The 16,217-nt window shown below is 74.2% G+C and carries 11 protein-coding genes; 4 read left to right on the forward strand and 7 right to left on the reverse strand.

The genetic code is table 11. The features are described 5' to 3' along the window. Positions 1-83: 83 nt before the first annotated feature. From DEH69_RS21300 to DEH69_RS21330, 7 genes are all read right to left on the reverse strand, one after another. Complete coding sequence (locus tag DEH69_RS21300; protein WP_258534849.1) at positions 84-2,543, reverse strand: SpoIIE family protein phosphatase; 2,460 nt, start codon at positions 2,541-2,543, stop codon at positions 84-86. 59 nt (positions 2,544-2,602) lie between these two features. Continuing rightward, on the reverse strand, positions 2,603-2,824 hold the full coding sequence (locus DEH69_RS21305; RefSeq protein WP_113688575.1) for an SPOR domain-containing protein: 222 nt from the start codon (positions 2,822-2,824) through the stop codon (positions 2,603-2,605). Positions 2,825-2,894: 70 nt separating this feature from the next. Further along, entirely contained in the window at positions 2,895-4,217 is a 1,323-nt protein-coding gene (locus DEH69_RS21310; RefSeq protein WP_113688576.1) for a hypothetical protein, read from the reverse strand. Between the two features lie 825 nt (positions 4,218-5,042). Beyond that, positions 5,043-5,825 carry a succinate dehydrogenase/fumarate reductase iron-sulfur subunit gene (locus DEH69_RS21315; protein WP_113688577.1) on the reverse strand — a complete coding sequence of 261 codons (783 nt, stop codon included), beginning with the start codon at positions 5,823-5,825 and terminating at the stop codon, positions 5,043-5,045. Beyond that, positions 5,822-7,759 carry a fumarate reductase/succinate dehydrogenase flavoprotein subunit gene (locus DEH69_RS21320; protein WP_113688578.1) on the reverse strand — a complete coding sequence of 646 codons (1,938 nt, stop codon included), beginning with the start codon at positions 7,757-7,759 and terminating at the stop codon, positions 5,822-5,824. The genes DEH69_RS21315 and DEH69_RS21320 overlap by 4 nt, the downstream gene beginning before the upstream one ends. Before the next feature lie 37 nt (positions 7,760-7,796). Next, positions 7,797-8,603 carry a hypothetical protein gene (locus DEH69_RS21325; RefSeq protein WP_113688579.1) on the reverse strand — a complete coding sequence of 269 codons (807 nt, stop codon included), beginning with the start codon at positions 8,601-8,603 and terminating at the stop codon, positions 7,797-7,799. Positions 8,604-8,663: 60 nt separating this feature from the next. Then, positions 8,664-8,957, reverse strand: coding sequence for a hypothetical protein (locus tag DEH69_RS21330; protein WP_113688580.1), 294 nt, complete (start codon positions 8,955-8,957; stop codon positions 8,664-8,666). Positions 8,958-9,384: 427 nt separating this feature from the next. Between DEH69_RS21330 and DEH69_RS21335 the strand changes: the two genes are divergently transcribed. From DEH69_RS21335 to DEH69_RS21350, 4 genes are all read left to right on the forward strand, one after another. Continuing rightward, positions 9,385-11,265: an ABC transporter family substrate-binding protein gene (locus tag DEH69_RS21335; protein ID WP_258534850.1), complete on the forward strand. Its 1,881-nt coding sequence runs from the start codon at positions 9,385-9,387 to the stop codon at positions 11,263-11,265. 149 nt (positions 11,266-11,414) lie between these two features. Further along, positions 11,415-11,609 (forward strand): hypothetical protein, encoded by a 195-nt coding sequence (locus tag DEH69_RS21340; protein WP_113688582.1) that lies wholly within the window; start codon positions 11,415-11,417, stop codon positions 11,607-11,609. 109 nt (positions 11,610-11,718) lie between these two features. Further along, positions 11,719-13,023: a lanthionine synthetase C family protein gene (locus tag DEH69_RS21345; RefSeq protein ID WP_113688583.1), complete on the forward strand. Its 1,305-nt coding sequence runs from the start codon at positions 11,719-11,721 to the stop codon at positions 13,021-13,023. A gap of 57 nt (positions 13,024-13,080) precedes the next feature. Beyond that, positions 13,081-16,215: a lantibiotic dehydratase gene (locus tag DEH69_RS21350; RefSeq protein WP_147255748.1), complete on the forward strand. Its 3,135-nt coding sequence runs from the start codon at positions 13,081-13,083 to the stop codon at positions 16,213-16,215. Positions 16,216-16,217 lie beyond the last annotated feature (2 nt).

Raw genomic sequence — 16,217 nt, forward strand, 5'->3', positions numbered from 1 at the left:
GAGCGTTCGGGCGGGGGTCCTTTCAGCGGGGGCCCTTTCGGCCGGGGAGCGCTCAGTCGGGGGCCCTTTCGGCCGGGGAGCGCTCAGTCGGGGAGCGTCAGCTCGAACCACACGGTTTTGCCCGCGGGTTCGCGGCGCGTGCCCCAGCGGCGCGACTCGCTTGCGACCAGCAGCAGGCCCCTGCCGCCCTCGTCGTCCGGCAGCGCGTCGCGTTCGAGCGGCGGGTCGGGCACCGGGTCGGTCACCTCGACGAGCAGCGTCGCGCCCAGCACCATCCGCATCTGGATCGGGCCGCCCGCGTGCCGGACGGCGTTGGTCACCAGCTCGCTGACCAGCAGCGCCGCCCGGTCGGCCAGCGGGGCGAGGCCCCACTCGGCCAGCGCCCGGCGCACCGTCGTCCGCGTGCGGCGCACCGCGCGGCGCTCGGCGGGGAACGTCCAGGACGTCACCCGGTCCTCGGGCAGCCGCCCCAGGCGCGCGGCGAGCAGCGCGATGTCGTCCGACTCACGCTCGGCGGCCGAGGGGTGCAGCGCCAGCACGATCCTGTCGCACACGTCCTCGAGCGACCCGTCGTCCTCCAACGCCTCGGTCAGCGCCTCGCAGAGGCGGCCGATGCCCACCGAGATGTCGTCGTCGCGCGTCTCGATCAGCCCGTCCGTGTAGAGCACGAGGACCGCGCCGTCGGCCGCTTCGATCCGCTGCTCCTCGAACGGCACCCCGTCCACGCCGAGCGGCGCGCCCGTGGGCAGCTCGAGCGGGGTGGCCCGCCAGCGGCCCGTGTCCTGGTCCCGCACCGCGAACACCGGCGGCAGGTGGCCCGCCTTGGCCAGGGTGCAGCTGTGGGCGGCCGGGTCGTAGACGGCGTAGACGCACGTGGCCATCACGGGCGTGTCGGGCGGCTGGGCGATGTCGCGGCCCAGGTCGTTGAGCCTGCGCAGCAGGTCGGCGGGGGCCAGGTCGAGCCCGGCCAGGGTCCGCACCGCCGTGCGCAGCTGCCCCATCGTGGCCGCGGCGCGCAGCCCGTGCCCGGTCGCGTCGCCGATGACAAACGCCACCCGCTCGTCGCCAAGCGGGATCACGTCGAACCAGTCGCCGCCGATCTCCGCGCCGCTGCGGCTTGGCACATAGCGGTGGCTCACCCGCACGCCGGGCAGCGCGGGCAGCGACTGGGGGAGCAGGCTGCGCTGGAGCATCAGCGCGGCCTCGCGCTCGCGCCCGTAGAGGCGGGCGTTGTCAAGCGAGATGCCCGCGCGGGCGGCCAGCTCCATGGCCAGGGCCAGATCCTCCTGGTCGAACGGCGGCCGGTCGCCCGAGCGGCTGACGACCAGCGCGGCGAGCACCCGGCCCCTGGCGCTCAACGGCACGCAGAGCAGGGAGTGTTCGCCCAGCTCCCCGGAGGCGGCCAGGCGCGGGTCGCCCTCGGCGGCGGCGGCGCTCAGCTCCTCGGGCGACTGGGCGAGGAACGGCGTCCCCGTGGTGACGACCGTGCCGAAGAGCGAGTCGCGCGCGTGCACGACCTCCTGCTCCTCCTGGGCGAACGTGTCCACGGCGGGCCCGGGAGCGACGCTGGAGAGGCCCAGCTGGATCAGCGCGACATCGGTCAGCTCGTCGGGGGGCGCGGGCTCCTCGCCCCTGGCCACGGACATCAGCAGCCCGACGCCCGCGTGGTCGCCGAACCTGGGGACCAGCGCACGGGTGAGCGCCGAGCAGATGGGGCGGACGTCGAGGAGGTTGCCAAGCGCGCTGCCCACGTCGTTGAGCAGGGCGAGCCGCTGCCTGGCGCGTTCGATCTTGTCCAGCGCCTCGCGCCGCTCGGTGATGTCCATGACCGTGCAGCTCACGCCGAGCACGCGGCCCGTCTGGTCGGTGAGGCGGCCGAACGACACGGACTGGGCGCCCCGCCCGTCGGGCGACGCGGTGACCAGGTCGATCACCGAACGGCCCGAGTCGAGCACGTCGCGCTGGAGCCGGTGGATCTCCTCCGCCATGGGCCGGGGCAGCACCTCGAGGACCGTGCGGCCGAGCAGCTCGTTCACGGGGGCGCCGTGCAGCAGGGACAGCGCCTCGTTGGCCCTGCTGTAGCGCAGCTCGGCGTCGAACACGGCGATGCCGAGCGGCGAGGCGTTGAACAGGCTGTTGAGCGTCGCCAGGTCCTTTACGACGAGCTTGAGCTTGCCCTCCTCGACCATGTGGATCAGGGCCAGCGGCTCCCCCGGCACATGGTCGAGCACCGCCCCCCTGGCGTCGAACGTGATCGTGTGCCCGTCGCGGTGGCGCAGCGTGACGCAGGCGTGCCAGGCGATCTCCCCCTCGGGGGGGCGCAGGGCCCGCGCGTCGTCGGTGAAGTCGTCGACCGGTCGGCCCAGGGCGTCCGACCGGCCGAAGCCCAGGGTCTCCTCCGCCGTGGGACCCCAGAAGACGACCCGCCTGGCGCTGTCGAGCACCACCGTCACGACCTTCGGCAGGCCGAGGGGCGGCTGGCGGGCCGACGGGCCCGTGGAGGCGTCCTCCGGGCCGCGGGCTTCGGATGGATCTGTCCGCACGTGTCGAGCCTCGGTCGGGTGGCTTCACCGGAAAATCCGGCAAAGAGGGGGAAATACCCCTAAACCCGATTGTGCCTGGCTCCGGCCGTCGATGCCCTTCTCGGATCGACGCGCTCCACGAGATAGCGCGCCGCTCCCGCGGTGGATTCCGGGGAACGGCCCAAGCGCAGGCGCTGGATGAGCCGCTGCGCCTCGGCGCGCGTGGCGCAGTGCCCTATGCGGTACCGGCTGCCGTTCTCGTCCTCGCGGACGACCTGCCAGGGCTGAAGGCCACCGTTCATGTCTCACCCCCCTCTGCCCCCAACTGCATATGCCAGACCATACGCCAGCGCCTCACCCACCGAACAGGGCTCAGGTGGCGGCACCGGCGTCGCGCGCGGCCAGCACGCGCGCCCTCCTGGCCAGCGCGTCGGCCCGCCACGCGTGGGGGAGCGCGGCGTCGGTGTCGTGCGGAGCCACGCCCAAGGCGCGGTCCAGCTGGTGCCCGGCCTCGGCCAGCCGGGTGCGCGCGGGGCTGCCGACCTCGCCGCGGTGGGTCGCGACGTAGTCGCGCGCCGCGGCCAGCTCGCCACCCGCGGTGAGCAGGGCGTTGTCCAGCAGCGTGCGCGCCCTGCGATCGCCGCGCATCGGCGGCTGGTCGGGGGCGAGCGCGCCCGCGAGCGACGTGCCCGCCCTGGCCAGCGTGCGCAGCCCGCCGAACGGGTCCCTGCGCCCCTGACCGGCGCGCACCGCATCGAGCGCGCGCCTGGCGCGTTCCACGGGGGTGCGCAACGTCGGCAGCGCGGGCGCGTCCGCCACATCGGCCTCGGTCGCGCGCATCGCCTCGGCCAGCGCCGCCTCGGCCCGCGCCAGCTCGGTGGCCCGCCTGGCCACGCCGTCGGCCAGGGCCTCGGCCCGGCCCATGGCCACCTCGGCGGCCCGCAGCGCCTCGGTCGCGCGCTCCTCGTCGCGCCCCGCCTCGGCCAGCAGGCGCCTGGCCTCGGTCAGGCGCTCGCGCCCCGTGACAGGGTTGCCGCGCACCGGCGCGACCGCCTCGGGCGCGTAGCGCTCGGCCAGCGTGCGCAGCGCGGCGTCCGCCGCCTTGAGCCGCGTGGCCAGCTCATCCGCGCGCCCCCGCGCACGCGCCAGCGCGCCCGGCGTGACCCCGGGCGGCGGCTCGGTGCCCGCCGCGGGGCCCGGCTCGGCCTCAAGGCGCGCGAGGGCGCGCGAGCAGCGGTCGATGATCTCCCGCAGCAGCCTTCGGCGTTCGGCGTCGTTCCGCTCGATCGACGGATCGTCGAGCCGGTGCCGCAGCCTGAGCGTCGCGTCGGCCTCGGCGCGGGCCTCCACGGTGGCGCGCTGCCCGTCGGCGGCGCCCGCGAAGACGACCTCGTCGAGCCTGCGCAGCACCGCGTCGTCCAGCCGGATCAGCAGCCCTCTGGCCCTGGTGTCCAGCTCGTCGGGGGGCGTGTCGTCGCCACGCAGGGCGCGCGGAGTCGCGCGCCCGCCCCAGCCACGCACCGCCGTGCGCCCGCGGTCACGCTCGCCACGGGTCGGCAGCGGCAGCAACATGCGGACCAGGAGGTAGAGGGCCACCAGGGCGGCGGCGCCCATGAGTGTCAGGGGCAGCAGCAGTGCCACCCAGCCGTCCGTGCCAGCCGCGGCGACCGGCCCGGCGTCGTGTGCGTCCCGCATCGCTCAACCCTTCGCCGGGGACAGAGCTCTGTCTCTGACGGTAGGCGACGCCGAAATCCCCCGCGACTTTTGTCTCCGACATCCGTTTCCGACATCCGTTTCCGACATCCGTTTCCGACGGCTGTCTCCGACGGCTGTTTCCGACGGCTGACGACGCCCTCCCGCGGCCGCCGTCCCAGCCCGCCCCACGGCCCGATCCGCGCCTTCCCGCACCTCGGCGCACCCGCAGCGGCGGTACGGGCCGATGCCCACGGGCAGGGCCCGCCGTCGGGCCCGCGCGCTCTTTGGACTTCGTCCGGTGCCCCCGCGCCGCCGCGAGCACGGACGTTGCCCCGCGTGCGCCCCCAGCGGCCGGTCCGCGTTCCGGCTTGCCGCCGTGGCGCGCCTCGCAGGTTGCGGTTCGGGGCGGCCCTTTTCGGGCCTGCGCGTTCTCCGGACTTCGTCCGGGCAGCGCTCTCCCCACCGGCCGGTTCGCGCTCCGCCCCGCCGCGGCGGCGCGCCCCGTGGGCCGCGGGCCACGGCTGGGCCCTTTCGCCCCGCGCCCCGCCCCCGGGACGCCGCCCGGGCGGGCACCCCGTACCGGACCGTTCGCGGGCCCGCCCAGGCCCGGAGGGCCTGAGGCACCCCATCCGGTGCCGCACGGCTGATGCCGCCACGGCCGCAACAGCCGGGGCCCGGCCCTGGTCCCGGACGGAGTCCGGGGAGTCCGGGGAGGTGGGGGAGGTGGGGGAGGTGGGGGCGCCCGCCCCCCGCCGCGCGAGCGGCGATCCGCTCGCCCCATCCGGTGCCGCACCGTTGAGGCGTCGAAGCCCGCCCGGGCCAGGGCTACTCTCGGCGGCGCCTGATCTTGTTGCCGAGCCAGACGAGGGGGTCGTAGGAGCGGTCGGCCGCGCGTTCCTTCATCGGGATCAGGGCGTTGTCGGTGATCTTGATCGACTCGGGGCACACCTCGGTGCAGCACTTGGTGATGTTGCAGTACCCCAGGCCGTGGTCCTCGGTGACCGCGCGCCTGCGGTCGAGGCCCTGCGCCCGCGCGTCGTCGAGCGGGTGCATGTCGAGCTCGGCCATCCGCATCAGGAAGCGCGGACCGGCGAACGCCTGCTTGTTCTCCTCGTGGTCGCGCACCACGTGGCAGACGTCCTGGCACAGGAAGCACTCGATGCACTTGCGAAACTCCTGGGACCGCTCCACGTCCTCCTGCCGCATCCGGTACTCGCCGGGCGCGACGCCCTCGGGCGGGACGAACGCCGGGATCTCCCTGGCCTTGGTGTAGTTGAACTCGACATCGGTCACCAGGTCACGCACCACGGGGAACGTGCGCAGCGGCGTGATCGTGATCGTGGCGTCCCGCGCGAACAGCGACATCCGCGTCATGCACATCAGCCGCGGCCTGCCGTCGATCTCCGCGCTGCACGAACCGCACTTGCCCGCCTTGCAGTTCCAGCGCACGGCCAGGTCGGGCGCCTGGGTGGCCTGGAGCCTGTGGATGACGTCCAGGATCACCTCGCCCTCGTTGACCTCGACCGTGAAGTCCGTGAGCCCCCCTGACCCGGCGTCCCCCCGCCACACCCGCAGGTGCGCGTCGTAGCTGGTGCTCGTGTCCGTCACCGGTTCTTCACTTCCTCTTCCGTCAGGTACTTGGCCAGCTCGTCGTCGTCGAACAGGTCGAGCAGATCGGGCCTGATCGCCGGGAGGGCGCGGCGTTCGAGCCGCACGAGACCGCCGTCGGCGCCCTGGGAGTCGTCGAGGCGGCACAGCAGGTTGACCCGCCGCCACGCGCGGTCCATGCCCGGGTGGTCTTCCCTCGTGTGCCCGCCGCGCGACTCGGTCCGCTCGCGGGCCGCGCGCGCCACGCACTCGCTGACCAGCAGCATGTTCCGCAGGTCGAGGGCGAGGTGCCAGCCGGGGTTGTACTGCCGGTGCCCCTCCACCACGGCGCGCTCGGCGCGGCGGCGCAGCGCGGCGAGCCGGGTCAGCGCCTCGGTCATCTCCGGCTCCCTGCGGATGATGCCCACCAGGTCGTTCATCGCCTGCTGGAGCTCCTGGTGGATGGCGTAGGGGTTCTCTGGTGCGGCGTCGGCGCCCTCGTCGGCGGGCGGCGCGAACGGCCTGACCGCCTCGGCCTCCGCCGCGGCCAGCTGCGCCTCGTCCGCGAGCGGCCGCTCGCCCCCGGTGAGCGCGGCGGCCAGCTCGGCCGCGTGGAGCCCGGCGCGGCGGCCGAAGACCAGCAGGTCGGAGAGGGAGTTGCCGCCGAGCCTGTTGGAGCCGTGCATGCCGCCCGCCACCTCGCCCGCGGCGAACAGCCCAGGCACCCCGGTGGCCGCGGCCGTGTCGGGCTCCACATCGACGCCGCCCATGACGTAGTGGCACGTGGGACCCACCTCCATGGGTTCCCTGGTGATGTCCACGTCCGCGAGCTGCTTGAACTGGTGGTGCATGGACGGCAGTCGGCGTTCGATCTCGGCCGCGGGCAGCCGCGTCGACACGTCGAGGAACACCCCGCCGTGCGGGCTGCCGCGCCCGGCCTTGACCTCGGCGTTGATCGCGCGGGCCACCTCGTCGCGGGGCAGCAGCTCGGGCGGGCGGCGGTTGTTGTCGGGGTCGGTGTACCAGCGGTCGGCCTCGGCCTCGTCCTTGGCGTACTGCTCCCTGAACACCTCGGGGATGTAGTCGAACATGAAACGGCGGCCCTCGCTGTTGCGCAGCACGCCGCCGTCGCCCCGCACCGACTCGGTGACCAGGATGCCCTTCACCGAGGGCGGCCAGACCATGCCCGTCGGGTGGAACTGCACGAACTCCATGTTCACCAGCGGCGCACCGGCGAGCAGCGCGAGCGCGTGCCCGTCGCCCGTGTACTCCCAGGAGTTGGAGGTCACCTTGAACGACTTGCCGATGCCGCCCGTGGCCAGCACCACCGAGGGCGCGTCGATCGCGAAGAAGCGGCCCGACTCGCGCTCGTAGCAGAACACCCCGGCCACCCGGCTGCCCGGGTCCGCGGCGTCCTCCTTGAGCACCCGGGTGACCGTGCACTCCTGGAAGACCTTCAGGCGCGCCTCGTGGTCGCCGCTCTCGCGGAAGTCCTCCTGCTGCAACGCCACCACGCGCTGCTGGAGCGTGCGGATCAGCTCCAGGCCCGTGCGGTCGCCGACGTGCGCGAGCCTGGGGTACTCGTGGCCGCCGAAGTTCCGCTGGGAGATCCGCCCGTCCTTGGTCCGGTCGAACAGCGCGCCCCACGCCTCCAGCTCCCACACGCGGTCGGGCGCCTCCCTGGCGTGCAGCTCGGCCATGCGCGGGTGGTTGAGGAACTTGCCACCGCGCAGCGTGTCCCTGAAGTGGACCTGCCAGCCGTCTCCCGCGTTCACATTGCCCATCGCCGCCGCGATGCCGCCCTCGGCCATCACCGTATGGGCCTTGCCGAACAGGGACTTGCACACGACGGCCGTGCGCAGTCCCCGCTCGCGGGCCTCGATGGCCGCGCGGAGCCCGGCGCCGCCGGCTCCCACGACCACGACGTCCCACGACTGGCGTTCCACAGTGCTCACATCTCCTCCTTGCGTCCGCCGGGGGGGCGCCGTCGTCTCAGAACAGCCGCGGGTCGGTGAACGCGTCGGTGGCCAGCAGGTACACATAGAGGTCCGACAGCGCGAGCGACGCGAGCGACGCCCAGGCGAGCCCCATGTGGTGGCCGTTGAGGCGGCTCACCAGGGTCCACGCGCGATAGCGGACCGGATGCTTGGAGAAGCTCTTGAGCTTGCCGCCCATGATGTGCCGGCAGGAGTGGCAGGAGAGCGTGTACGCCCACACCAGCACGATGTTGACCGTGAACAGCAGCGTGCCGAGCCCCATGTGCCCCCACGCGTAGTCGGAGTCCCTGAAGGTGAGCACGGTGTCATAGGTGAGGATCAGGGCGACCACGGCCGCCGCGTAGAAGAAGTAGCGGTGGCTGTTGTTGAGGATCAGCGGGAAACGCGTCTCGCCCGAGTACGCCTTGTGCGGCTCGGCCACGGCGCACGCGGGGGGCGAGGCCCAGAAGCTCCGGTAGTACGCCTTGCGGTAGTAGTAGCACGTGAGGCGGAAGCCCAGGGGCAGCGCGAGGAAGATCAGCGCGGGCGACAGGCTCCACCAGTCGCCGAACAGCGGCCAGTTGGGGCCGCCGCGCATGTCCGCGCAGTTCTCCGCGAGGCAGGGCGAGTAGAACGGCGACACATAGGGCGCCGCGTAGTAGTCGGCGTTGGCGAACGCCCGCCACGTCGCGTATACCACGAAGGCCAGCAGGCCGACGGCGGTCGCGGCCGGGGCCAACCACCACCGGTCCAGGCGGAGATGGCGCCGCGCGATGGCGGCCCGCCCGGTGGGCTCGGTCCTGGGTTCAGCTTCGGTTGCCACAAGTCTCTCCGGGGTGGGGAACGTTCGGGCCGCGCGCGTCGCCGGGGGGCGCCGTCGCCGCTACGGGCCGCGCCGGGTGCCCACGCCCTCGTCGTCGGCGCCCGCCCACAGCCGCTCGTCGTAGGGCGCCTCGGGCACCCGCATCAACTCGGCCCGCGCGGGGGGTACATGGGGGGCCCGGTCCTTGGGCGCGGTGGCGGCGAGCAGGGCCAGGCTCTCCCTCAGGTGTTCCGTGTCGCTGCGGACCCTTCGCGTCTCCGGGCCGCGCCCCAGCTCCCGCTCGATGCGGGCGACACAGCGGGCCAGGTCGTCCACGCAGCGCTGGGCAGAGCGCAGCTCGTCGTGCAGTGACACCGCTTGCCACCTCCGTTGGTGGGGGATCACCGGACGATCGAGTGTGACGTGAGGCACACGCGGTTGTGAAGAGGGCGGCGGGTTCCGGCCCGGTCCGCCGCGCCCCCGTCCGGGGTCGCGCGCTGGCCCGGACGGGTGGCCTCGCCCGGGCCGCACGCCGTGTCGTCGCCCTCGCGCGCCCGGCCTCGCCTTCAGTGAGGCGCATACGTGTGATCAGCGCACGTGTGATCAACACACCGGTGAGGACCGGTCAGGCCGGAGGTAACAGATGTCAGGCGCGCCAGCGGGACCCGGCCGGGTCCATGCCCCGCCCCGTTCCGTCCACCGCGCGACGGCGCTGGTCGCGGGCGCACTCCTCCTCTCCACGACGCCGGGCTGCACCACGGATGGCGGCGGTGGGGGCACGGGAGGCGGCACCCTCCAGTCTGTGGCCAGCGTCGGGCGCGCCCAGCTGGAGAGCGGCGGCAGCGCCACGTGGGGCGTCGACCAGATGCCCGCGACGCTCAACGCCTTCCAGTTCGAGGCCGACCGCACCACCGACCAGATCGCGGGCGCCGTGCTGCCCACGCTGTTCACCATCGACGCCCATGGCCGCCCACGGCTCAACGGCGACTATCTGCGCTCCGCCGAGATCACCGGGCGCGAGCCCAAGCAGACCGTCGTCTACACCCTCAACCCCGAGGCCAAGTGGAGCGACGGCAAGAAGATCGGCGCCGCCGACTTCACCGCCCAGTGGAAGGCGCTCAACGGCGAGGACAACGCCTACTGGTCCGCCCGCAACTCCGGCTACAACGCCGTCGAGAGCGTCGCCAAGGGCCCCGAGGCGGACCAGGTCACGGTCACCTTCGCCCGCCCCTACGCCGACTGGAAGTCCCTCTTCAGCCCGCTCTACCCGCGCTCGGTCACCGATGACCCGGACCGGTTCAACGATGGCGCCCGCACCGAACTCCCGGTCTCGGGCGGCCCGTTCGAGCTCAAGAAGGTGGACGGCGACAAGAAGTCCGTCACCCTGGTCCGCAACGACGCCTGGTGGGGCGACCCCGCCCTCCTCGACGAGCTCGTCTTCACCGCGGTCCCGCGCGGCCAGCGCCGCGCCGCGCTCCTCGACGGGCGCCTCGACATCGCCGAGATCGGCCCCGCCGACGCCGACCGCATCGCCTCGGCCCACGACGGCGCGAACGGCGAACGGCCGCGCGAGGAGGAGCGCGAGGAGGAGCGCGAGGAGGAGCGCGAGGAGGAGAAGCAGAGCGACGACGCCAAGGGCGACGCCCCCGGCGGCAGCCAGCTCACCGGCGACGCGTTGCACGACCTGGCCACGGCGCGCCTGGTGCGTTCCGAGGAGCGCGCGGCCACCGAACGCTACGCCCGCGCGTACGCCGAGACCGAACGCGCCCGTGAACGCGCCTTCGCCACCCGCGAGGAGGCCGTGCTCGCCAAGCTCAAGGGCTTCACCGTCCACCGCGCGTACGACGCCGGGTACACGCAGCTCGCGCTCAACGGCTCGTCGCCCGCGCTCGACGACGAACGCGTCCGCTGGGCCATCGCCCGCGCACTCGACCGCGAGAAGCTGGCCGGGCTCGTGCACGAGCCCGCGGGGCTGCCCGTCAAGCCGCTCGGCAGCCACCTGCGGGTCATCGGCCAGGCCGGGTACCAGGACAACAGCGACGCGCTCGGCAAGACCGGCACGGACGCCGCGACGGCCGCGCTCGACGACGCGGGCTGGCGGCTGAGCGACGTCAAGGCGGCGGGGGAGCGGCCCGCGGCGCCCGTCCCCGTGCGCGCCAAGGACGGCAAGCCGCTCGAGCTGCGGTTCGTCGTGCCCGAGGGCAAGCCGGGCGAGCCGCTGCGCGAAGTGGCCCGCGCCATCGCGGACATGCTGCGCGAGGTCGGCATCACGGCCGGGATCGCGGAGGTCGAGCGGCAGACGTACTTCGACGACCACGTCGTCGCGGGCAACTTCGACCTGGCGCTGTTCTCCTGGCCCGCCACCGCGTTCCCCGCGACCGACGCGGCGCCGCTGTACGCCAAGCCGCGCGCCGTCCCCGGCGGCGACCTGCTGATCGAGCAGAACTACACGCGGGTCGGCACCGACTACATCGACCAGCTGCTCAACCAGGCGGCGGCCGAGCTCGACGAGAAGGAGCACGACAAGCTGCTCAACCGCGCCGACTCCCGCCTGTGGGCCGCCGCGGGATCCATCCCCCTCTACCAGCGCCCGCAGCTGGTCGCCACGAACGACTCCCTCGCGGGCGTGGGCGCGTTCGGCATGGAGACCCCGCGCTATCAGGACATCGGCCACCGGAGCTGAGTCAAGAGAATCGCGCCCTCCCTGTATTCACCTTGTCTCCCCGCTGTATTGCCGCTGTATCTCCCCTCCACTTCCTGGCGTTGACACTGTGTGAGGCGCGCGGTTAGCTTCCTTTTGCCGCATCCCCTCTCACAAGGAGAAGAAGTACGGTGGCCACCAAGCTGATCCTTGAATCCGAAGAAGTCGAGACCCAGGACGAGCTCGACCTCGATATCCGATGGGTGTCCGAGGCGGCTCCGGCCGTCCTGCGCACCTCCTACGGGTGCAGCGGAGTCCCCACGACCACCTATGGCTGCACGTCCCTCCAGCTGACCAGGGGCACCTGCAACCCGCCGTGTTGCTGACGCTCAGCTAGCGGACACGTTCGGTGCGGGGGACACGCGCGTGGGCCGTCCACCGCGCGCGTGTCCCCCGTCGGCCCAGGTCAGGGGAGAAGAGGGGGAGGGCAGAGCGATGGCGGTGACGACGGCCCACCGAGAGGCCGGATTCGCCCGTAAGGCACGGGACGTCGCGGATCGCGTCGCCGGGACGCTGCGGTCGCCCGACGTTCTCGACACGCTTGTCGACGACCCGGGGGACGTGCTGTCCTTCGCCGACGGCTTCTCCGGCATATCCCTTCTCTTCACCGCGCGTGCGGCGGAGGGAATCGAGAGCAGAACGGTCGCCCACGCGTATCTCCAGCGCGCGGCCGCGGCCGTTTCCCGCGTCTACCCGCGAAATCCTGGGCTCTATCTGGAAACGGCGGGCCTTGCGTTCGCCCTCGACGCCGCTGCCTCGGTCGGCGGGGGCTATGGAAAGGCGCTCGCCACCGTGGATCAGGCGCTGATCGAGGTCGTCGAAGAACGCTGCCGCGACATCGAGGAGAACCCTCTCGGCCCGTTTCACCGCTATGACGTGATCGGCGGCCTCACCGGCGCGGGGCGCCATCTCCTCGGCCGCGCCCCCGAGCACCTGCCCACGCTTGAGCGGGTGCTGGGCGCGCTGGTCTCCCTGACCCGCTCCCTGCGCTACCACGGGGAGACCGTGCCCGCGCTCTGGGCGACCCACCCGCCCAACCTCCGCTCGGAGAACCCGTACTCCACGCGGAAGTACGGCCACCTCAACACCGGCCTCTCGCACGGCATCGCGGGACCGCTTGCGCTGCTCTCGCTCGCCCACGCCCGCGGCGTCGCCGTGCCAGGCCATGAGCGCGCCGTCAGGACCCTGGTCGCCCTGCTCGAACGGCTCGCGCGCGAGGACGAGTTCGGCGTCCACTGGCCCAACGCCGTCTCGCTCGACGAGTGGGCGGGCGTGCGCCGGGCGATGGGGCGCGCGCGGCCCTCGTGGTGCTACGGCGCGCCCGGCATCGCGCGCGCCCTCCAGCTCGCGGGGGAGGCGTTCGGCGAGCCCGGCTGGACCGCGCTCGCCACGGAGTCGGTCGGCTCGTTCCTCAAGGTCCCCATGGAGCACTGGGCCATCGACCACTGGTCGCTGTGCCACGGCTGGTCGGGGCTGCTGCACCTGCTGCGCTTCTTCCGCGACTCCGCCGAGGCCGACCGCGTCCACCACGCCACCGAGGACATCGCCCGCCGCCTCGTCACCGGCCTCGCCGACCCCGAGGCGCTGCGGATCACCACGTTCCGCGAGACGGCGGCCCCGCGCCACGGCTGGACCACCCCCGGATTCCTCACCGGCGCCACGGGCCTCGCCCTCGCCCTGCACGCCTACGCGAGCGGAGAGCCGCCGGTCGCCTGGGACGCGGCCCTCCTGGTCGCCTGACCGAACTCCCTTGAGACGCCCGACGCCCTTGAGACGCCCGACGCCCTTGAGACGCCCTTGAGCCACGCAGAGGGGAAGCAGTTGAACGACCCGACGCCCCCGGCCGCCAGCTTCACGGCCGTCGGCCCCGTCCATCTCCGCCTGGCCGCCCTCGGCCCCGAAGGCCCGCACACCGAGCCGCTGTCCTGCCCCCACCCCGGCGGCCCGTGCGTCGCCGACATGACCGACTGGGTGGTCCGCGCCACGGGCAACGCCGTCTTCCGCGAGGCCATCGCCGTCTCCAGCCCGTCGTTGCACGGCTCGATCCTGCGGATACGCGCCGGGGACGACATCGGCCGCAAGAAGCTGCGCAGGGTCGTGAGCGCGGTCGCCCGGTACGCGCTGCGGATCTCGGGGCGCCCCAGCCCGTTCGGGCTCCAGGCGGGCGTCGTCCCCGCGCGCTTCGGAGAGCGGGCCGCCTCCACGGTCGACGGCGCCGCCGACCGGGTCGTCAGGCTCGACGCCGCGTTCGCCGACGTGCTCGCGCTGCGCCGCCTCGAAGACCCCGAAGCCCGCCGCGCCCTCGACGTCGCGTTCACCGACCTCGTCAACCGGCGCGGCGAGCACCTGCACTTCCCGCGCGCCCGCAAGACGGACGACGCGAACGACCCGGTGTCCCGCCAGGCGTTGACCCTGCGCGCCACCCCGCTGCTGCTGCGGGTGCGGGACACCGCGGCCCGCCCGATCCGCTACGCGGACCTGCTCGCCAAGCTGCTCGCCGACGCCCCGGGACCGACCGGCGCCCCGGGCCCCTCCGAGGCGGCGCTCGACCGCTATCTCCTCGACCTGCTCCGCCACGACGTCCTCACCACGCCCGAGGGCCTGCGTCACCTCGATGTCACCCCGGCCGCCCGCGCGGACGGCGTACCGGGTCAACTCGCCACGCTCATCCGGGAGTACGAGGCCACCGCCCCCGGCGACGGCGCGGACGCGTGGCACGCCGTGGTCGCCGAGGCCGAACGCCTGGCCCCGGGAGTGAAGCCCGCCACCCCGCAGGTCGACCTGCGCTTCAGGGGCCGCGTCGAGCTGCCGCCCTCCGTCCGCGAGGAGGCGCAGGCGCTCGCCACCGCGCTGTGGCGGGTGTTCCCCAGGGACGGCTCCTACGCCCATATGCGCCGCTACCGCGAGGAGTTCGAGGGCCGCTACGGCGTCGACGCGCCCGTGCCCCTGCCCGACCTCATCGACCCGCACCGCGGCCTCGGCTTCCCCGACAGCTACAACGTGCCGCGCGCCGAGCGGTTCGCCGGGGGCGTAGCCGCCCAGGCCGCGCCCGGCGGCGACGCCGACCAGCGGCGCACCCGGCGCCTGGCCCGGCTGCTCCACCGCGGCCTGACCGACCCATCGGGCGAGGTCGTGCTCGGCCCCGCCGACATCGACGAGCTCGCCACCGCCGCCCCCGGCGACAGCGTGGGAACGCTCGACGTGTGCTTCCAGCTCCACGCCCCGAGCCGCGCCGCCGTCGACGCCGGTGACTTCCTCCTGTTCGCCACCCCGGTCACCGGCGCGCAGACCGCGGGCGCGATGTCGGGGCGCTTCGCCGCCACCCTGGGCAACGCCGCCGAGCTCGGCGAGGCGCTCGCCGCGCCCGACGACGGCGTGCTGCCCGCCCAGCTGCTCTTCCCGCAGAGCCGGGGCCGCGTCGGCAACGTCCTGCGCACCCCGCCGCTGCTCCCGCACCGCATCCCCTTCGGGCTCCACGCGGACCCCGGCGCCCCTGGCCACATCGACTGGCGCGACGTGCTCGTGGTCGCCGAGGACGGCGTGCTGCGCGCGGTGTGGGAGCGGACGGGCCAGTACCTCCGCCCGGTGCTGCCGCACATGCTCGACGCCTCGGCGTTCGCCCCCAACGCGGCGCGGCTGCTCGCCGAGTTGAGGTTCACCGACCCCGCCGAGATCTGGGGCCCGTGGAAGTGGGGCACCGAGCTGGGCGAGCTGCCCTTCCTGCCCCGCGTCAGGCTCGGCCGCAGCGTGCTCTCGCCGCGCAGCTGGCTGCCCGAGGCGCCGCCGCCCGCCGAGGACGAGGGGCCAGGCGCGTTCGACCGCTGGCGCGAGGGCGCCGGGCTGCCCCGGCGCGTGGTCATCGGCAGGGAGGACCGCTACTACGGCGTCGACCTCGCCGTTCCCCTCCACCGCGCGCTGCTGCGCAAGGAGATGGCCGAGGGCGGGGAGCGCGTCCACGAGGACCCGCGCGCCGACGGCGACGCCCACGGCTGGCTCGAAGGGCGCAGCCACGAGATCGTCGTGCCCATGGCGCCCGCCGCGCCCCCCGCCCGGCGCACGGTGCCGCCGCGGCGAAGCGCCAGGGCTCCCGCCGACGCGTGGGCCTATGTCAAGGTCTACGCGGTCCGCGACAGCCAGGACGCGCTGATCGTGGGCCCGCTGGCCGACCTGGTCCGCTCGGTCGGCGAGCACGCGGACGGCTGGTTCTTCCTGCGCTACGCCGACCCCGTCGAGCATGTGCGGCTGCGGCTGCGGGCGGCCCCCGGCGCGCTGCGCCACGAGGTGTGGCCGCGGCTCACCGCGGGGCTGCTCGACCTGGCCGACCAGGGCGTCATCCGCGACCACGCCGTCGCGCGCTATGAGCCCGAGCAGGCGCGTTACGGAGGCCCCGCGGGCATCGGGCCCGCCGAGGAGATCTTCTGCCTGGACAGCCAGCTCGCGCTCGCCGGGCTGCGGGCCCTGCGCCGCCCCAGGTCCCGGCTGACCGCCGACGCCCTGATCGCCGCCGACTACGCCGTGCTGCTTGACGCCCTTGGCCCCTGGGACTGGCCGCGCTGGGCGGCGGCCCGCTTCGAACGCAGCGTGAACGGCGAGGTGGCCCCCGCCGCGCTGGCCGCCGCCCGTGAGCTGATCCGCCCTGGCGAGACCGCCGCGCGCCTGGAGGCCGCGCTCGCCGTCAGGGGACTCGCCGCCGCGTGGCGCGAGGCCCCGGGGCCCAGGGCGATGGGCGAGCTGCTCGGCCTCGCGGTGCGGCCCCCGCTCCCCGGCGCCGAGCGCGACGCCGCGCTGCTCAGCCTGCTGCACATGCAGCACAACCGCCTGGTCGGCACGGGCCACCAGGCCGAGAGCGCCAGCCTCAAGCTGCTCGGCCACGTGGCCCGCGGCTGGCTCGGCGCCGACGCCCCGCGCACCCACCGTTCCGACGCACCGTGAGG

Origin of the sequence: Streptomyces sp. PT12, assembly GCF_003311645.1 — a bacterium.
Classification (GTDB): Bacteria; Actinomycetota; Actinomycetes; order Streptomycetales; family Streptomycetaceae; genus Streptomyces.